Annotated in this window: 17 protein-coding genes; 8 read left to right on the top strand and 9 right to left on the bottom strand. The window is 45.2% G+C overall.

The features are described 5' to 3' along the window. From R8N47_RS12955 to R8N47_RS12980, 6 genes are all read right to left on the bottom strand, one after another. Positions 1-1,341, bottom strand: coding sequence for an MFS transporter (locus R8N47_RS12955; RefSeq protein WP_005480243.1), 1,341 nt, complete (start codon positions 1,339-1,341; stop codon positions 1-3). A 6-nt stretch (positions 1,342-1,347) separates the two neighbouring features. Next, complete coding sequence (uhpB, locus tag R8N47_RS12960; protein ID WP_064354809.1) at positions 1,348-2,850, bottom strand: signal transduction histidine-protein kinase/phosphatase UhpB; 1,503 nt, start codon at positions 2,848-2,850, stop codon at positions 1,348-1,350. After that, positions 2,850-3,458, bottom strand: a complete 609-nt coding sequence (gene uhpA, locus R8N47_RS12965; RefSeq protein WP_005376090.1) for a transcriptional regulator UhpA — start codon at positions 3,456-3,458, stop codon at positions 2,850-2,852. Before uhpA ends, uhpB begins: the two co-directional genes overlap by 1 nt. Positions 3,459-3,596: 138 nt before the next feature. Continuing rightward, entirely contained in the window at positions 3,597-4,991 is a 1,395-nt protein-coding gene (gene uhpT, locus R8N47_RS12970) for a hexose-6-phosphate:phosphate antiporter (RefSeq protein WP_005479317.1), read from the bottom strand. 406 nt (positions 4,992-5,397) lie between these two features. Further along, the gene (gene fdhD, locus R8N47_RS12975) at positions 5,398-6,228 is read right to left on the bottom strand and encodes a formate dehydrogenase accessory sulfurtransferase FdhD (RefSeq protein ID WP_017634640.1); all 831 of its coding nucleotides are present in this window, start codon (positions 6,226-6,228) and stop codon (positions 5,398-5,400) included. A 53-nt stretch (positions 6,229-6,281) separates the two neighbouring features. After that, positions 6,282-7,166, bottom strand: a complete 885-nt coding sequence (locus R8N47_RS12980; RefSeq protein ID WP_005376096.1) for a LysR family transcriptional regulator — start codon at positions 7,164-7,166, stop codon at positions 6,282-6,284. A gap of 667 nt (positions 7,167-7,833) precedes the next feature. On the opposite strand from R8N47_RS12980, the gene R8N47_RS12985 reads away from it, so the two are divergent. Continuing rightward, positions 7,834-10,158: an FdhF/YdeP family oxidoreductase gene (locus tag R8N47_RS12985; protein WP_064354808.1), complete on the top strand. Its 2,325-nt coding sequence runs from the start codon at positions 7,834-7,836 to the stop codon at positions 10,156-10,158. A gap of 195 nt (positions 10,159-10,353) precedes the next feature. Continuing rightward, positions 10,354-10,830, top strand: coding sequence for a DM13 domain-containing protein (locus tag R8N47_RS12990; protein ID WP_005376099.1), 477 nt, complete (start codon positions 10,354-10,356; stop codon positions 10,828-10,830). A 198-nt stretch (positions 10,831-11,028) separates the two neighbouring features. Here R8N47_RS12990 and R8N47_RS12995 read toward each other — a convergent pair whose 3' ends face one another. Beyond that, complete coding sequence (locus R8N47_RS12995) at positions 11,029-11,478, bottom strand: YkgB family protein (protein ID WP_053303648.1); 450 nt, start codon at positions 11,476-11,478, stop codon at positions 11,029-11,031. A gap of 147 nt (positions 11,479-11,625) precedes the next feature. Between R8N47_RS12995 and R8N47_RS13000 the strand changes: the two genes are divergently transcribed. Then, positions 11,626-12,426, top strand: coding sequence for a PhzF family phenazine biosynthesis protein (locus R8N47_RS13000; RefSeq protein WP_064354807.1), 801 nt, complete (start codon positions 11,626-11,628; stop codon positions 12,424-12,426). A gap of 136 nt (positions 12,427-12,562) precedes the next feature. Further along, positions 12,563-13,261, top strand: a complete 699-nt coding sequence (locus tag R8N47_RS13005) for an aspartate/glutamate racemase family protein (protein ID WP_017820174.1) — start codon at positions 12,563-12,565, stop codon at positions 13,259-13,261. A gap of 67 nt (positions 13,262-13,328) precedes the next feature. On the opposite strand, the gene R8N47_RS13010 is transcribed toward R8N47_RS13005, so the two are convergent. Continuing rightward, entirely contained in the window at positions 13,329-15,032 is a 1,704-nt protein-coding gene (locus R8N47_RS13010) for an FAD-dependent oxidoreductase (protein WP_137282615.1), read from the bottom strand. Between the two features lie 151 nt (positions 15,033-15,183). On the opposite strand from R8N47_RS13010, the gene R8N47_RS13015 reads away from it, so the two are divergent. Genes R8N47_RS13015 through R8N47_RS13025 form a run of 3 tightly spaced genes read left to right on the top strand, consistent with a single transcriptional unit; the run spans position 15,184 to position 16,348 of the window. Then, positions 15,184-15,474: an ArsR/SmtB family transcription factor gene (locus R8N47_RS13015; protein ID WP_005376206.1), complete on the top strand. Its 291-nt coding sequence runs from the start codon at positions 15,184-15,186 to the stop codon at positions 15,472-15,474. A gap of 5 nt (positions 15,475-15,479) precedes the next feature. Beyond that, positions 15,480-15,893, top strand: coding sequence for a YeeE/YedE family protein (locus tag R8N47_RS13020; RefSeq protein WP_372058356.1), 414 nt, complete (start codon positions 15,480-15,482; stop codon positions 15,891-15,893). A 14-nt stretch (positions 15,894-15,907) separates the two neighbouring features. Next, complete coding sequence (locus R8N47_RS13025; RefSeq protein WP_031781165.1) at positions 15,908-16,348, top strand: YeeE/YedE family protein; 441 nt, start codon at positions 15,908-15,910, stop codon at positions 16,346-16,348. 36 nt (positions 16,349-16,384) lie between these two features. On the opposite strand, the gene R8N47_RS13030 is transcribed toward R8N47_RS13025, so the two are convergent. Next, the gene (locus tag R8N47_RS13030) at positions 16,385-17,248 is read right to left on the bottom strand and encodes an endonuclease/exonuclease/phosphatase family protein (RefSeq protein ID WP_005388025.1); all 864 of its coding nucleotides are present in this window, start codon (positions 17,246-17,248) and stop codon (positions 16,385-16,387) included. Between the two features lie 309 nt (positions 17,249-17,557). Here R8N47_RS13030 and nrdD point away from each other — a divergent pair, with 309 nt between their 5' ends. After that, a complete protein-coding gene (gene nrdD / locus R8N47_RS13035) occupies positions 17,558-19,678 on the top strand; it encodes an anaerobic ribonucleoside-triphosphate reductase (RefSeq protein WP_064354795.1) in 2,121 nt (706 codons plus the stop codon). Positions 19,679-19,705: the final 27 nt, after the last annotated feature.

Consider the following 19,705-nt stretch of genomic DNA (forward strand, 5'->3'; position numbering starts at 1 on the left):
TTACAACCGAGGCTTTGGTTCGAGTGGTTTTCGTGATGGCTGCGCTTGCAAAAATGGCAGCAACAAAAGGCCAATGACGGCTGCACAAACTGAAATGGTGATGAAGAAACCCGTCCAATGATATTCTTCAAGAATTAACGCCAGTGGATAACCAGACAATGCTGCGCCCATGTAGGCGAACAAGCCCACGAATCCTGTTGCCGCGCCGGCAGAATCTTTGTGAGAGCACTCCGCCGCCGCCATACCGATCAGCATTTGTGGTCCAAAAACAAAGAAGCCGATGGAGAACAATCCCGCCGCTTGGAATGCAAAGTTGGTCAGAGGCATCAGCCAAAGCGCAGAGACAGATAAGAAAATCCCAATCGCGAACAGCAAGTTCATTGGCCCACGGTTACCGCCAAAGAGTTTGTCTGAGCCCCAACCCGCAACCAATGAACCAACAAAACCGCCGATTTCAAACATAGACAGAGCAGCGTTGGCGTTAATCAGGCTATAGTGATGCTGCTCGGTCAAGTACAGGTTTCCCCAGTCATTGATTGCGGTACGAACGATGTAAACCAACACATAACTGAACGCGAGCAGCCAGATGTATTTGTTGTTAAATACGTACGATTTCAGAATTTCGCGGTAGGTGAGGCCACGTCCGTAATTTTCTTGCGCAAGTTCTAGCGCGTCGTTGCGCCATTGGCCGACACTTGGTAAACCCATTGTTGTGGGTTTGTCGCGCAATCGCCAACAAACGAATAGACCGAGTAATACACCGATGATGCCGGGTAGAATAAAACCTTCACGCCAGCTGTAGTGCAACGTTAAATAGCCCACCAAAATAGGGATCAGCGCGCCACCAACGTTGTGTGCGGTGTTCCAAATCGCCCATAAGAAGCCACGCTCGGAACGTGAATACCAAGTCGTTAACAGCTTGGAGCATGAAGGCCAGCCCCAGCCTTGGAACCACGCGTTTAAGATCCACAGAGTAATGAAAGCCGCGAGTGAGCTAGAAAAGCCGAACGCGATGTTGACCAGACCTGTCGCAATCAATCCTAATCCCATGAAATAACGAGGATTAGAGCGATCCGAAATCGTGCCAGAAATAAACTTCGAGCAGCCGTAGGTGATGTAGAAAAGCGTACCGATAAGACCCAAATCGCCTTTATCTAAGCCAAGATCGGTAATCATCGCTGGTGCGGCGTAGTTAAAGGTCTTACGGGTAAAGTAGAAACCTGCGTAGCCGATGTACATCCCCAACATAATGTGCAAACGCCAATGGCGGTAACGCTGGTCGATTTGCTCGTTGCTTAGACTCGGTTGAGTAAATTTAGGTGAACGTAAAAATCCAAACATCTTGAGTTACACCTTAGGTAAAGTAATGCTGATTTGTGTGCCAGTCACTTGATCGCTGGTGGAGTAGATAACCATTTTTCCACCTAACGCGTGCACACGCTCTTGCATGCCGCGAACGCCCATGCCTTTCATACTCTCCTGAACTTTGAAACCGACACCATCATCGTGAATCATCAATGACATCGCCGTTTCTCCAATTGTCAGTTCAATATTGATCAACTGCGCTTCTGCGTACTTGGCTGCGTTATTCAATGACTCTTGGCATAAACGGAATAGGGTGACTTTGAGCGTGTCACTCAAGTTGGTGTAATCGCCTTGCCAGTTCAGTTGAACAGTCGTTCCGTGATTGGCAAATTCCATCTCTCGCGTCAGTTGCTCGACGGATTCTTTCAAGTCCAAATCATCCAGCATTTTTGGTCTTAGCTTGCTTAACAGTCGCTTAGTGGTGTCGTACACGTTGAGGGAAAGCCCTTCGATCATGTCGGCGCAACCCACGCGTGTTTCTGTGTTATTTACCCGCTTAATGATGTTGGCTTGTGTGCGGATTGCCGTGATGTTCTGGCCGATTTCGTCATGTAGCTCGCGCGCAATATCGCGTCTTACCGATTCTTCCGCTTTGATAAGCTGGCGAGACAAATTCTGATTGCGTGCAAGTTCGCCGCGCAGTTTGTGATTGAGGTCTTTTTGTTTCTGAACCCCTAAGCCGAGCATAATGCCGGTGATGGTTTGCGCCGAGAGAGATAATAACAAATCGGTGATTTCTAGATTTGATACGCCGCTGCGAGCCGCAATCAGAGCAATGCTGTTGAGCATGGTGGCGAGCAGGGCTCCTTGCCAGCCGTAACGAAGTGCCAACACGATGATTGGGATAGCCATACAAAATGGCGCAAATCGTTTTAGCTCTTCAGGTAAACTGGTTTGCACCAAAATACTGCCGATCAAAAGCAGCGCATAAAGCACGATATGACGCACCTGAAATACAACGGCATTACTAAGTAGGAGAGAGCTAAGCGGAGACCAACGACTTTGGAACAAATAGCTCCACAACAGGTAGCACATAGGCACCACGAGCAAGCCTCCAGAAATGCTAGCCAGCCATACCATGTAAACAGAAGGCACGTGAAATCCGACCGCCATTACGTTGATGAAGGCGGTAATGATGATCACAATGCCCATGACGGCTAAGTGGCGGTTTTGGTCACCGTAGTAGTATTTTTTCGCAATCAGAGTGACCGGGATACTGGCAATGCTCGCAATCAGCACGGTAAGCCACTGCGGTTGACCCAGTAAGATCGCAAGTGCGATGGAAAGCCCCCACTCTGAAAGATAAATCGTTGGCCAATAAGCGGTGCGAGTGTGTAGGGCGACACCTAATCGTAAAGCGAAAGGAAACAATAAGATCGCCAGCTCGGGATCATTGACAAAGTAATAGGCAATCACCCATAAGCAGAACCAGGCGCAAGCCATAACAAAAAGTCCGCAAATGGTGGTAACAGCATAAGCTCGCATTAAAAGGACTCTTGAGAAAATAGTTTGGCGAGCTCAACGTTGTTTTTCACGCCGAGTTTGTCGATGGCATTCGCACGATGAACATGCACAGTCTTGTGGCTCAAGCCAAGCTCTGCCGCGACAGACTTTACATCCAACCCAGTGGCAAGTAGCTGACATACCTCGTTTTCACGTTTTGTCAGTTGGCATAGAGAGGTGGTGTTGTCGCTAGGCGTTGCAAGTTTAAGTGCAATATCTGATGTGAGGTAACAGCCGCCAGAAGCACTGGTTCTCACAGCTTGAATAAGTTCGTCTGGGCTACAGCGTTTACTAAGATAGCCTTTTGCACCTAGCTTTAGTGATTTTTCCACCATCGCAGGGGAGTCATGCACGCTAAGCATCACGCAGGCAATGCCAGTTGGTATTTCGCTGAGAAAGTTTAAGCCGCTTTCATCTGGCATGGAAATATCTAGGATGACGACGTGTGGGTGTACCGCAGGCAACCCTTTTCGCGCTTCGGCGACAGAGCCGAATTCACCAACAACGGTAATATCACTTTCTAAATTTAATAATTGTGCGAAACCTGAACGCACGATGACGTGATCATCAACTAGAGCAACATGAATCATTATTACAACCAAATAGAGCAGACGACTAACAACAATAAGCTCCAACAGGAGCTAATAGAAAAATCTTTAATGATACTGAATTGAGCCATGCTTTTTAATGATCTTGCGCGCTTTACCGAAGTAAAGCGCGCAGAGAAGTTAGGCTTGGTTTTGTGCAAGTTGAAGCTTCTTCGCGTGTCGAATCTTCTTCTCTTCCGCGATAGCGACGAAAGCAAGCAAAACAATACAAATCATGGCGGAGGTATCTAGGGCTGCGAAGGTACCTTTCCAGCCTGTTAAACCGAAGATTGGTGTACCGTCTGCAATCATACCGAGACCAAGTTTCGCGAAGCTGTCACCGATTAGGTAAGCGAATGTACCTTTCACACCGTCAGCCACACTGATTGCTTTTTTAGGAACAAAACCAACCGCGGCAACACCGATAAGAAGTTGCGGACCAAACACCAAGAAACCAAGTACGAATAGAGATGACAAGTACATGAATTCATTTGTTGCGTGTTGGTAGAACTCAAGCGATACGATGATCAAACCAAGAGACACACAAGCAACCAATGCGCGGCGACCGTTTGCTAGGTCAGATAAGTAACCCCACATCAAAGTACCCACAAGCGCACCGACTTCGAACAGAGTAAAGCCAGAGATTGCCGTTTCTTTTGACAGACCAAGCTCTTGGTACGCGTATACCGTTGACCATTGGTCGATACCAATACGCACGATGTAAAGGAAGATGTTGGCAAAGCAAAGTAGCCAGATAACTTTGTTTTTAAGAACGTATTCAACAAAGATTTCTTTTTTGGTCATCTGGTTTTCTTCAGCGGCGGTGTCTTCTTCACTCACTGCTTCATCGAAAAGTTCTTCTACTTTACCTAGACCGTAAGCTTCTGGTGAGTCGCTACCAAAGCGCATACCGATAAAACCAACGATGATCGCGATGATAGAAGGGAACACGAACATGCCGATTACGTGTCCGTCGAATAGGTAGTTGGCACCGAAAAGAGCAACACCCGCTGCGCCCGCACCACCAACGTTGTGTGACATGTTCCACAAGCCTAGGTAAGAGCCGCGTTTGTTACGAGGTGTCCATTTTGTAATGGTTGAGTAACTAGAAGGGCCACCAGTACTTTGGAAGAAACCACTCAGAGCGTAGAAAGCCACCATCAAGAACAGGCTTGCACTACCGCCGCCCATGCTGAAGCTGAAACCAAGCATTGCAAGACCAGAAAGGATCAGCATAAAAGGGAGGAATTGCTTGGTGTTCTTACCGTCAGCGTAGTAAGACACAACGGTTTTACCGATGCCGTATGTGATGGAGAAGCCAAGGCCAATAAGACCTAGGTCTGTCATGCTCAAACCGTAAGTTGAGATCATGTCGTTTTGCGCGACATTGAAGTTCTTACGAATCAAGTACATGGTTAGGTAGCCGATAAATACGACCAAGTAAGATTGGATGAACGGTTTAAACCACATCTTTCTTCTAACTTCGACAGGAAGATCGAGGGTCGGCTTCCGCACCTGTTCGAGGAATTTTAACATGATGAACTCTCTTGTAATTGTTTTAGAAACACAACGGCGGCCGTTATGCGCTCTTGTTACCTTTGACTGAGCGGAATTCTAGAGAGTGGTTTTGTAAGGCACATGAGATGGTTGCCTAGATCGGCTAGGAAAAATTCCTAGAAATGCCTAGGAAGGCGGAAAAGCGTGAAAAGAGTCACACAAAATCCTTACTAATTTATGGGTTTTTGACAGGGTTCTTATCGGGTTGGAAAGCGTTCAAATGCAAGCAGGTTAATATACGCAAGCTTAGTGCTGACAAGGGGTGAGCACGTTTGGTTGGAGAGAATAGTGTCTTGTCGCTAAGTATCAATTGGGAACGAGAAGCAAACAACAGAGACCCAGAGGTCTCCGTTAGAAATATTAGGAATTCGATTAGGTTGACGTGTTAAGGCGCGGGGCTGTATAGACGCGGCGAGCCGTGTTTTGGCAAGTGAATTAGGTTCAAATGGTTTCTTCTTGCCCATTCGACAGTTAACGCTGTAGGCGCAGATAAGCAAACCAGAGTGGGGATACGCGCGCGAACGGCTTTGTGGATCAACTCCAAGCTGCAACGGCTTGTCATGATTGCGAAGCCACTTTGAGGCTCGATGTGATTGTTGGTCAATGCGCCAATCAACTTATCTAGCGCGTTGTGACGGCCGATGTCCTCTCGGCACAACTTGATGTTGCCTTGTAAATCTGCAAATAAAGCGGCGTGTAACGCGCCAGATTCACGTGCGGCTTCTTGATGCAGTGCGACTTTGTCTCGCAGCCCTTCGAATACATCGGAGCGCGGAGGAAGAGACGGTGTTAGCGGTGCCAAATCAGGCAAAGCTTGTTCCAGAGCCTCTACACCACAAATGCCGCATCCGGTTGTGCCGGCAAGATTTCGGCGCTGTGTTTTTAGCGCCCAGAAAGCGCGGTTGCTGATTTCCACTTCCGCATAGTGAGATTCGTGATCGCCACCAATTTCAATGTCTTTAATCTCTTTGAAATCGTGGACGATGCCTGTGCTTAGGCTAAATCCTTTCACGAAGTCTTCCAGATGGCCTGGCGTCACCATCATGACCGCTTGGCTAATGCCGTTATAGCTGATAGCTAAGGCGGATTCACTCGCCAGCGACATTTGTTGCACTGGGCGGCCATCAATCAATTCTCGGTAATTGAACGCACTTGGTTGAGGTGGTGCTTGATTGAAATCGGACAGTTCAAAATAAGATTGAGTAGTACATCTCATGAAATCACCTCATAAGCCGTTATGTATGCCAAACATTGACGTGTGGGTTGTTGTTATCGATTGAATATGTTTTTTGCTTCTGCGAAGCACTGATCGGTTAGCGCGGAGAAGGGTTCTTGTTTTCGCTTTAACAAACCTAGTGGGGCGTGAACGGCGGCTTCTTCGATAGGGATAATGCGAAGCGTATCGTTCAACTCTTCTAATCCACAGTTCAGCGGCATAATGGCGCAACAAAGGCCACTGGTTACTGCTTGGATCAAGTGAAAGGTGGAGTTACTTTCAATGACGGTTTGCGGAACTAGCCCTTTACTCACAAAGCTAAGATCAATTGAGTGGCGATAGTGCATACCCTTCGAAAGCAGCCCTAGCGGAATGTTATTGAGTGACTCCCACAACACTTCAGATTCGGCAAAATCAAAATGACGCTCATCGAATAAAACGCCAAGTTTGGTCGAGTCGAGCTCGATAACATCGAAGTAAGCGGTGTTAACTTGATCGACATAACACATCCCCAAATCTAGTTGATTGCGATTGAGTTGGTCTATGATCTGTTCGGTCGTCATGGAGAGTATTTGAAAGCGTAACTCAGGGAACTGGTGAGCTAATGGTTTGAGCAATTGCATCGGGTTTTGGCTGGCGAGTGGCACCATTCCAAGCCGAAGAGAGCCGACCAACTGACCACGGCAGTTGGCGGCTTCAGCTTGCAATCCATCATGAGCGGCTAAGACGGTTTTTGCCCAAGCTAAAATGCGTTCTCCTGCTTCAGTAAACCCTTCAAATCGTTGACTTCTTTGGATTAATTCGAGATCGAGTTCTTCCTCTAAGCTTCGGATTCTCATGGACAAGGTAGGCTGCGTAATGTGGCACAATGCGGCGGCTTGACCAAAGTGTTTGGTCTGTTCAAGTGCGATGAGATATTTAAGTTGTTTGATATCCATAATGGCTTGTTAACCTTGCGTTGTGAGTCACATGTACGGGGGGAACTCCCTAAAAAGGGCACAGCACTACCGTACTTTTTAAGCGCTGGAGCGTTTTAACTGGGGAATGGAAAACCAAAACCAAGTCAAGAATAAAACCACACTCAAAATTGATCTGAATCAAGGCTATTCCTGATATTAATTAGGGTCAAATTTAAAGTATCTATAGTGTGATAGATATTATCTATTATCAAGAGGGCCGATTTTATTGAGTTCGTTAAGCGAACTAGGTGGAATCTGATGGGAAAACGATTAACCTCATAAATTGTATTGATTAAAAATGTGACGACCGTCAGTGGAAAAATTCGTCATAGATTTTGTTTATCACTCGGTCAGGATTATCAATTGGACGCATATTGAATAACGACTTAATCTTTGATTTAGATCAAGGCGCAACAATGCGAATTGAATCTAACAGTCTTAGAAACAGTAGGCGGGTATCCGATATCAAGAATCTAGATAAGTAAACGCTCGGACAAGCGAGAGCATGTTGAGTGGTTACTTATTTGGATTAAAAAATACATGGATTAGAAACTAAGCCCTTCAATACTTCCGCATTATCTCAATAAATAACGCGCTTGTTTTCACGGGCACCCTGCTTGCTGGTATATCTGCGAGGAGTAAAGTCGTGAGCCAAAAAGAACAAATAAAAACATACAAAGGTCCAGCTGGTGGTTGGGGTGCACTGAAAGCCGTAACCAGAAGTTGGTGGGGCAGTGAAAATGCAGTTAAAAACATTCGCACCATGCTCAAAACCAACCAAAATGGCGGTTTCGACTGCCCGGGATGTGCATGGGGTGAGTCGCCAGATAGTGGTAAAGTCAATTTTTGTGAGAATGGCGCGAAAGCAGTAAACTGGGAAGCGACCAATCGTCTGGTTGATCCTGAGTTTTTTGCCAATCACAGCGTTTCTTCTCTCTCAACGCAAACCGATTACTGGTTGGAATACCAAGGCCGTATCACGCACCCAATGCGATACGATGCTGAATCCGATCACTATGTGCCAGTCTCTTGGGATGAGGCTTTTGCACTTGTCGCGAAACATCTCAATCAATTGGATTCACCACACCAAGCTGAGTTTTATACCTCTGGTCGTGCAAGCAACGAAGCGGCGTTTTTGTATCAGCTATTTGTGCGCGCATTCGGTACCAATAACTTTCCAGATTGTTCCAACATGTGCCACGAAGCCAGTGCTATCGGGATGAAAGACACCATTGGCGTTGGTAAAGGCACAGTGATCTTTGATGATTTTGAAGAAGCTGATGCGATTTTCGTGATTGGTCAAAACCCGGGCACGAACCACCCACGAATGCTTGAACCTCTGCGCGAAGCGGTGAAACGTGGTGCACAGGTTATCTGTCTAAACCCGCTGAAAGAGCGCGGATTAGAGCGTTTCCAAAACCCACAAATGCCGATTGAGATGTTGAGTAATGGCTCAGAGCCTACAAACACGGCGTACCTGCGTCCTGCTTTGGGCGGAGACATGGCAGTATTTCGTGGCATCGCGAAATTCTTGTTGCAATGGGAACGCGAGGCATTGCAAAACGGTGGAAAAGCGGTATTTGATCGTGAATTCATCAAGCAACACACAACAGGTATTGATGAGTATTTGGCTGAAGTGGACGCAACCTCTTGGGAACACATCGCGGAACAATCGGGTCTTGATTTAAGTGAAATCGAGATGGTGGCGAGCATGTATCGACGTGCAGAACGTGTGATCATGTGTTGGGCGATGGGGTTGACTCAGCATCGTCACTCTGTACCAACCATTAAAGAAGTCGCAAACGTGCAAATGTTACGAGGTAACGTTGGTAAGCCGGGCGCGGGTCTTTCACCAGTACGTGGTCACAGTAACGTTCAGGGCGACCGTACGATGGGCATTGATGAAAAACCTTCAGATCTGTTGTTGGATCGCATTGAAAGTCGATTTAACTTTGCCGTCCCGCGCGGTGAAGGCCACAACACTGTGCAAGCCATTAAAGCGATGGAAGAAGGGCAAGCGAAAGTATTTATCGGTTTGGGCGGTAACTTTGCACAAGCAACGCCAGACACAGAACGTACGCACAACGCGATGCGAAACTGTAATTTAACCGTACACATTTCGACGAAGTTAAATCGTTCTCACCTTGTCACAGGTAAAGATGCGCTTATTCTTCCGTGCTTAGGCCGTACCGAGATTGATCAGCAAGCAACTGGCCCACAAGGCGTGACGGTTGAAGATACTTTCAGCATGGTGCATATCTCATTTGGTCAGCTAAAACCGCGTTCGGAGCATTTGCGTTCAGAACCAGCGATTATTGCCGGTATTGCCAATGCTACACTCGGGGCAAAACCAATTGATTGGTTGTGGGCGATTGAAGATTACGACCGTATTCGCGATTTGATTGCCGACACGATTCCGGGCTTTACCGACTTTAACCATAAGCTTAAACACCCGGGTGGATTCCACTTGGTAAACCCAGCTGCTGAGCGTCGATGGAATACACCAAGCGGCAAAGCACAGTTCAGCTCTAGCGAGTTGCCGAAGCAGTTGATCAGCGAAGCGATACTCGAAAAAGGCCAAAAGCCAGATTTGATCTTGCAAACCATGCGCTCACACGACCAATACAATACGACACTTTACGGCTTGAATGACCGTTATCGTGGAGTATTTGGTATGCGCGAAGTGCTGTTTATCAATGAAGCGGATATTCGTAAACTCGGTTTTGAACCGGGCGACAAAGTGGACATGGTGTCATTGTGGGAAGATGGCGTTGAGCGCCGTGTGAGCGGATTTACGCTTGTTGCCTATGATGTACCAGCAGGTCAGGCGGCGGCTTACTATCCAGAAACAAACCCATTAGTTCCTTTGGACAGTTATGGGGATAGAACGTTTACGCCAACCTCTAAGTTTATTGCGATAAAATTGGAAAAATCGACATCCGATAAGATCGCTTTGGTGGAAGCGGAATAGTGACCAAACCGGCACAACGACATTTCCGATAAGCAAACGGCTGATATTAATTATCAGCCGTTTTTAATTGCGCTCAGTCTGCATTTAGTGCGCATAGCTTGTGTATAATGTTAATGACATTATGCTGCTCGATAATAGACAGATAAGGCCGATTTGAATCTAATTTCAAGTAGTAAAACTAATAAGAAGATGCTTATGACCTTGAAAAATATAATTAAATTAACAATCAGTCACTTAGTGGCAGTTTCTATTGGCATTGCGATAGGTATCTATACTTTACCGATCCTTATTGCACCACCTGCGCCGACCGATGAACAAGTTGCTAAGAGCAAGCAAGGTGCAGAATACAGCGCAGTGTTTAAGAGGGAACTCAAAGGTAGCGACGCTTTTCATTGGGGAGAGGGAGAAATTCATTTGAGTTCTGAAGTCATTACGTTGGTAGGAAAACTCGCTCCCGGACCAGACTATAAACTCTATCTATCTCCTAAGTTTGTCGAAACGGAACAAGAGTTTAATGACCTTAAATCTGAGATGAGCTTAATTGGTGATGTCAAAACGTTCGATAACTTCGTTGTTGAGGTTCCTCAAAGCACTTCAATTTCTGAATACAATACGGTTGTTGTATGGTGCGAGACATTCGGTGAGTTCATTACTTCGGCAAAGTATCAATAAACCTTAGCAGTAGAGTAAAAGGCTTTTCTTTTCACTTTACGCTAGGATGTTGTTTCGCATCATTAGAAGGCAAAGACTCTTAAACATTCTAAATTTAAGAGTCTTTGTTTAGAGTTATTGACAGAACCATTCGACTTGTAAGTCGTTTGCACCTTTCAGGCTACGTTCTGGAAAAACAAGATTTCGAACTATTTAGAGTTATTCTCTGTTTGGCTTGTTTCGTTCGATGACGCTAATCGCAATGGCTAAAAATAGAATATCTTTTACTAAAAAGAAGTTTGTCACCAAAACCCCATCAGACACTTTCCATGTATTCGGTGTTGTAATTAGAAAGCTGAGTGTCGCAAGAAAAATAATTGCGGCGGCTATGCCAGAAAAATAAGCGACTCGTGTGTTTTTAAGGCCAACGATTAATCCAATAGCGACAATGATTTCTGTTGCGCCAATGATGTTTGATACGGTTTGAACTGACATCACATCATACAACCAACTCATCAGAAAATGATTTTCAACGAGCGGTTGTATAAGCTTGGCCTCTGTAGGTGTGAATTTATAAATACCAATCCATATTAGAACTAAAGAAACGCCGAAAACTCCGATAAGATATCCAATTGAGTCACATTGATGATGGCTTTTTACGTTTTGCATAATTAACTACATTCTCCTGTTTGTTAGCGCTTCCAACAAGACCTATAAGGTTGGTAGAAAATTTCATAGGTTTTTTTTGCTCAAACAACAGATATTAAAAATCACGTGATACAGAATTACGTGTTTGATAGAACTTAAGGATATTTCGTGGAAGTTAAAATTTTTCAGGTTGACTCGTTTACATCAGAGGTTTTCAAAGGTAATCCCGCGGGTGTTTGTATCACAGAGTCAAGCCTTGATGAGGAAACGATGTTGGCCATCGCGGCCGAGATGTCGTTATCTGAAACGGCATTTCTGTCACTCAGTACAATGCAACTTCGTTGGTTTACACCGAGGACGGAAGTTGCTTTGTGTGGACACGGCACACTTGCAACGGCGCACGTTCTGAAAGAGCAGGGGTTATATAATACTGGAGATACGATTGAGTTCGTTACGCTATCTGGGGTTTTAACTGCACAACTCGATCATGAAGAAATTCATTTGGTGTTTCCTGCTCCAACTTTAGATATGCGAGCTAGTATTAACAAAGACTTACTTCATGGTTTGGGGTTAGATGCCGCCAATGTAGTCGCCTACGGTCAGTTTGATAATAAGCAGTTGGTCGTCATTAATGATGAATTTGTACTTGAACAGCTCGACCCTGATTTTGGTGCGCTGCTTAAACAAAAAGGCCGTGGCGTCGTCATCACTGCTCAATCAAGCACTGACGCCGATTTTGTCTCTCGATACTTCGCGCCTTGGGTGGGTGTTAACGAGGACCCAGTTACAGGCTCTGCACATTGCGCTTTATGTGTTTACTGGGCTAAAAAGCTCAACAAAAAGCAACTGAAAGGCTTCCAAGCCTCTAAGAGAAGTGGGGTCGTTCATACAGAGTTGTTAAGCATTGAGCACGTTAAACTTTCTGGAAGTGCGGTAACTATATTGCGAGGATATATGAGAATCGCGTAGCGGTCCCTGTGGGAATGATTTTATTTTCGTGTTACCCAATGCTCAATAGTGAATAAGCTTGAATGCTTCTTATTTAAGTGGTTAATTTTGTTTGTAACCCCCCTGACACGGTGGTGTATAACGATTGGAGAGTTATATGAAAACTATCGGCCTTCTAGGTGGTATGAGCTGGGAGTCGACGCTTAGTTATTACAAATTGATCAACGAAGGAGTCAAAGAGGCGTTAGGCGGCCTAAATTCCGCAAAAATTTGTATGTATAGCGTGAATTTTTCGGAGATAGAGAAACTTCAACATCAAGGTAAATGGGAAGAAACGGCAAGCATTCTATCTGATGCTGCATCTTCAATAGAAAAAGGGGGCGCTGACTTCATTCTTATTTGTACTAACACAATGCACAAAGTTGCGCCTCAAATTGAAGCCAGTATTAATATCCCCATACTACATATCGCAGACGCGACTGCTGAGTTACTTCGTGAGAAAGGGGTTCAAAAGGTCGGACTCCTTGGTACTCAATTCACAATGGAGCAAGACTTTTATAAAGGAAGGCTTTCCGACCGTTATGGGCTTGATGTCGTCATTCCCGATCAAGACGACCGCTCTAAAGTACATAACATTATTTATAAAGAGTTATGCCAAGGTGAAATCAAAGAGGAGTCAAGGACGATATACTTGCAAATTATTGAAAAACTAAAAGAGCACGGAGCTGAAGCTGTGATTCTCGGGTGCACTGAAATTGCCTTACTTGTAAACCAAAGTCACACCGAGGTTACACTACTTGATACAACTTCTATCCATGCTCAAGCAGCAGTCCGTTTGGCAATTGAAGGTGAATGATCTACGCTTTCTTTCCTGCAAAAAAAGAGAAAACCAAGCACGTGGTTTTCTCTTTTTTATTATCAAGTTATAAGCGAGCAAATTTGAGAGTTCTGTATCCACCAATCAAGTTGCGGGCTTTGTAACCATTGTTGACCAACTGACGGTATGCTACGTTACCGCGTAACCCAACTTGACAGTAAATCACGATCTCTTTGTCTTTAGGAAGTTCGTGCATGCGACGACGTAGTTGATCGACAGGAATATTAATTGCACCTTCAAGATAACCAACGGACTCCAATTCACCAGGATTACGAACATCAAGTAACAGTTGGTCTTCTGTCAGTGAATCCATTTCATCATAATGAATCGCGGTCGCATCGCCTTTGATGATGTTATTTGCCACAAACGCCGCTTGGTTAATTACATCTTTAGCAGAGCCATAAGGTGGCGCGTAAGTTAGCTCAAGGTGTTGCAGTTGTTCTACCGTCATACCAGCACGCTGAGCAACTGCCATTACGTCGATACGTTTATCAACACCGTCTTTACCTACTGCTTGCGCACCTAATATTTTACCTGTTACTGGATCAAACAGCATTTTGAATGACACGGTTTCTGCACCTGGGTAGTAACTCGCGTGACTTGCTGTATGCACATACACTTTTTCATAAGCGATGTTTTCACGTTTCAGCTGTTTCTCGTTTTTACCAGTAGAAGCGACGGCTAAATCAAAGATCTTACAGATCGCCGTGCCTTGCGTACCTTGGTAAGTTTCTTGGCGGCCAAGCATGTTGTCTGCTGCCATTCGGCCTTGACGGTTTGCCGGGCCCGCAAGTGGCACTAGAGTTTGCTCGCCAGTCACAAAGTCTTTCTCTTCTACCGCGTCGCCGACAGCGTAGATCGAAGGATCGCTGGTTTGCATGTATTCATTGATATAAATACCACCAAGAGCGCCGATTTCTAAGCCAGCTTCTTTTGCTAATTTGGTCTCGGGGCGAACACCAATTGCCATAATCAAAATATCGGTGGTGAGTCTTTCACCATTGTTTAGTGTTAATTCCAATTCACCTTCTAGATGTTGGTGTTTTTCGCTCTCACCAGAGTCGAAACTTGCCACGTGCTCGTTAGGTACGAATTTCACCGACTCAAGTGCGACGCCAAGTTTAAGGTCGATGCCTTTCTCACGAATTTCAGCATGTGCGAAGCCAGCCATTTCACGGTCAACGGGCGTCATCACTTGATCCGCCATTTCAACTAATGTGGTTTTTATGCCTAGCTGGTGGAAGGCTTCCATCATTTCCAAACCGATAAAACCACCACCAACGACCGTAGCGTGTTCAACTTTGTTGGTTTCGATCGTTTTAATGATGCGATCCATATCTGGAATATTGCGCAGCGAGTGCGTTAACGGGTTATCAATACCCGGAATAGGCGGCACAACTGGACCTGCGCCAGGGCTGAGTAGAAGAAAGTCGTAGCTCTCTTGGTATTCCGAGCCATCAAGCAAATTGTTAACCGTAACCGTTTTGTCTTGACGGTTAATAGAAACCACTTCGTTCATCACACGGACATCAACATTGAAACGCGCTAGAAAGCTCTCAGGCGTTTGAAGAAGCAGTTTGCTGCGCTCTTGGATATCGCCACCAATGTGATAGGGTAAGCCACAGTTTGCAAATGACACAAATGGACCGCGTTCAAACATAATGATTTCTGCGTCTTCACTAAGACGACGAGCGCGAGCTGCTGCAGATGCACCGCCAGCAACCCCACCAATAATCACGATTTTGCTCATGGATTTCTCCTGCTGAATGATCGAAAACGCCTACACCTTACTTAAATAAATTAGCTGAGTCTAATGTTATTTAATCTACATTAGCATTGACTTAATAATATTAATTAGTAATATCTAATAAAATGTAATGTAGTAATGAAGAGGCATAAGAATGGGCGACAGTATGCTACAAAGTGCGACCGAAGCGAGTGAGCTGCTTAAAATTATGGCTCATCCAGAGCGCCTAATCGTGATGTGTAAGCTGATTGAAGGCGAGAAAGGGGTCGGTGAACTGTTTGAAGGTTCATCATTAAGCCAATCAGCTTTTTCACAACATCTCACCGTATTGAGAAAGCACGACATCATTAAAGCTAGGAAGGTTTCTCAGCAGGTATTTTATTCAATTTCTGATGAAAGAGTTGGTCCGCTGGTTGAAGCGTTTAAGCAAGTTTTCTGTAAGTAATTAGTTTGGCGGTTGCTATGTTTGAAGTTCCTTGGATGTCGCTGTTGGGCGGCATAATAGTTGGCGTATCAGCGATAACACTGATGCTATTTACTGGCAAGACTGCTGGGATCAGTGGGATCTTAAACGGTGCCGTTGAGAACGCAGATCGCGTATGGCGCATTGTTTTTTTAATTGCGATGGTATTAGGTGGCGTGTTTGCTGTTTATGTTCTTGGCGGGCATGTACCAGAACAGTACAGCGGTTCTGTTGTTTTAGTTATCGTTGCTGGCTTGTTAGTCGGTGTCGGTACGCGTATCGGCAATGGTTGTACTAGTGGTCATGGCATTTGTGGGATAGGGCGTTTCTCAATCCGTTCTGTGGTCGCGACGTGTACTTTTATGGCCACAGCCATGTTAACCGTCTTGCTAGTATCGTGAGGAATAGTGCCGTTATGAAAACTCATGTAATGAAAAGTATTAAGCAAATGTCCGTTGTTGCATTTTCTGGTGTGCTCTTTGGTATTGGTATGGTGGTCTCTGGTATGGCTGAACCGGCAAAAGTGATTGGCTTTCTCGATATTACTGGAGCATGGGATCCAAGCTTAGCCTTTGTAATGGGCGGAGCACTTGCGGTGTTCGTTCCAGCTTATCTTTTATTAATAAAGCCAAGAAGCGAATCTGTGTTTGGTGATGAGATTGTATGCCCAACTTCTAAAGCGATAGACAAAAAGTTAGTCGGTGGTGCTGTACTGTTTGGTATTGGTTGGGGGTTACTGGGTGTGTGTCCTGGTCCTGCGGTTGCCAGCCTTTTCACTGGCAACACACAAGTTCTGCTCTTTATAGTGGCAATGTTGGCTGGGTCATTCACCGCTAAAAGAGTGGTTCGTCAATAAAGAAAGTACTTCAACGTTAAAAATAGTACTTAAACGCTAAAAAGTGAGTGTCGTAGAAACCGGGCAATGGTCACTCAGTTTATAGTCGAGTACATCTTGTGTTTTGAAAACGGTTTGAACACCAGACGACGCCTTTAAATCACCACTCACAATAATGTGGTCTATCACCGAGCGGAATTGGTGGGTTTTATTCGGATTACGATTAGAACGCACTTTACATTCCGCTTTAGTGTCTTTAGTCACTAGCTTTGCACTAGTATTGTCCGATATCACGTCCCACAACCAATCTCCTTGATAACCCAAGTTGTGGTTAAAGTCGCCAAGCACGACATAATGTTGTTTGTTGTCCTCGCGCGCCTTTATCCACTTAGCTAGTGCCTGTCCTTGTTGTTTCACTATCTTACAATCGCGGTTATTACGATACGCGCCACTGCAACCCGCTTTCAGATGTACAGAGAGTAGGTGAGTCTCGTTTTCTTGGTTTGGATTTAAAACAAGGTAGCTCGCGAAGCGCAGCTTGCTGTTGCCTCGTGTGATAGAGAAGTCTGGCGTGTCTAATACGCTTACGCCATTGCGCACGGCAAAGCCTGTGTATTGGTTGGTGTCGTTAAACTGAAGGTGTCGGTTGGAGGCGTTTGAACGATCGGAAAGATAGATAGTGAAGTCATTGCCAACAGCTTTTTGCATTGCAGCGACGCTTTCGACTTCTTGAAAAGCAAGAATGTCGGCTTGTGTTTTATCCACATAGTGGGTCAGTTTTTCAAAATCTTGTGGTGTTCTCGACACTTTTCCACCATCTATAGATAACCATTCTATGTTCCAACTGGTTAGATTGATGGAGTTTTGAGCAAATGAAAGAGAACTAAAAAGTAATATTAACGTAACAAAAAGTGATCGCATTTTGGCCTGTTGCACTCCTATCTTTTAGCGTATTCCTTTCCATCCTTTATCCTACAAGACCTCCAAAAATAGCAAGTAGATTTAGTACCAATTTTGCAATTTTCATGGTTTTCTTCGCAACTGAGATCAACGCCAATAAGATCGATTTCTTCTTGCTCGCTAGCCAATCTTTATTGATCAAAATCAATGTTTTCGAGTGGTGCTTCTCGTTAAATACGCCACAATATATTGTGTTGCTAGAATAAAAAATAACCCCATATAGTGTGTTTGTGGATAACTCTGTGAGTATGCTCGGGTAAGGAGAACAAGGTGAAACCAATCGTAATCAAACGCGACGGATCAAGAGCTCCGTTCAACAGGGATCGTATCCAAGCAGCAGTTGAAGCAGCAGCGGAAAACAAAGATAAAGATGTCGCTATTTATGCTCTTAATGTGGCTCTTGCTGTCGAGTTACAGTTAAGAGAACACGATGAAGTTCACATCCATGAGATTCAATACTTAGTCGAAAATGAACTCATGCAAGGTCCTTACAAAGCCCTAGCGCGTTCTTACATTGAATATCGCCACGATCGCGACATCGCTCGTGAGAAGCAAAGTGCACTAACTCGCGAAATCGAAGGTTTGATTGAAGAAAGTAATCTGGATCTAATCAACGAGAACGCGAACAAAGACGGCAAAGTAATTCCGACTCAACGTGACTTGTTGGCTGGTATCGTAGCGAAACACTACGCGAAGACGCACATTCTTCCTCGCGATGTGGTTCAAGCGCACGAAGTGGGTGACATTCACTACCACGATTTAGACTACGCACCGTTCTTCCCAATGTTTAACTGTATGCTTATCGATCTTAAAGGCATGCTGACGCATGGTTTTAAAATGGGTAACGCTGAGATTGATACGCCAAAATCAATTTCGACTGCAACAGCGGTAACAGCGCAAATCATTGCTCAAGTCGCGAGCCACATTTACGGCGGTACAACCATCAACCGTATTGATGAGGTTCTAGAACCGTACGTAATCACAAGCTACGAGAAACACCTAGAGATTGCAAAAGAGTGGAACATTGCTGAGCCAGAAGAGTTCGCAAAAGCGCGCACTGAGAAAGAGTGTTACGACGCATTCCAATCTCTAGAGTACGAAGTAAACACGCTGCACACAGCGAACGGTCAAACCCCATTCGTTACGTTCGGTTTTGGTCTTGGTACAAGCTGGGCATCACGCCTTATCCAGAAATCGATTCTGAAGAATCGTATTGCAGGTCTAGGCAAGAACCGTAAAACAGCGGTATTCCCTAAACTTGTATTCGGCATCAAAGATGGTTTGAACCACAAATCAGAAGATCCAAACTACGACATCAAGCAACTTGCGCTTGAGTGTGCGTCTAAGCGTATGTACCCAGACATTCTTAACTACGACAAAGTAGTAGAAGTAACGGGTTCATTCAAAACACCTATGGGCTGTCGTAGTTTCCTTGGTACTTACGAAGAAAACGGCGAGTTGATTCACGAAGGTCGTAACAACCTAGGCGTAGTGAGCTTGAACCTTCCTCGCATCGCAATCCGTGCAAACGGCAGCGAAGAGAAGTTCTACGAGCTTCTAAACGATCGCCTACGTCTTGCTCGTAAAGCGCTAGAAACACGTATCACGCGTCTAGAAAACGTGAAAGCACGCGTTGCACCAATCCTTTACATGGAAGGTGCGTGTGGTGTTCGCCTGAAAGCTGACGACTCAATCGCAGATATCTTCAAGAACGGTCGTGCGTCTATTTCTCTTGGTTACATCGGTGTACACGAGACAATTAACGCGCTATTCGGTACAGAAGCGCACGTTTATGATGACGCTGTTTTGCGTGAAAAAGCGGTCGCGATCATCAAGCATCTAAAAGATGCTGTGAATCAATGGGCTGACGAAACAGGTTATGGCTTCAGCTTATATGCAACGCCAAGTGAAAACCTATGTAGCCGTTTCTGCCGAATCGATGCGAAAGAGTTCGGTGTAATTGAAGGCGTAACAGACAAAGGTTACTACACCAACAGCTTCCACCTAGATGTTGAGAAGAAGGTGAACCCGTACGACAAGATCGACTTTGAGATGCCTTACCCAGAAATCTCAAGTGGCGGCTTTATCTGTTACGGCGAGTTCCCGAACATGCAACGCAACGTTGAAGCACTAGAAAACGTATGGGACTACAGTTACACCCGAGTGCCTTACTACGGTACAAACACGCCAATTGATGAGTGCTACGAGTGTGGCTACAACGGCGAGTTTGACTGTACAAGTAAAGGCTTCACTTGCCCAAGCTGTGGTAACCATGACTCAACTAAAGTATCAGTAACACGTCGAGTTTGTGGCTATCTAGGCAGCCCAGATGCACGCCCGTTTAACTTCGGTAAGCAAGAAGAAGTGAAGCGCCGAGTTAAACACCTGTAAGGTTTACTACCACTCGTTTTAACACTT

The sequence above is a fragment of the Vibrio sp. 2132-1 genome (assembly GCF_033344315.1).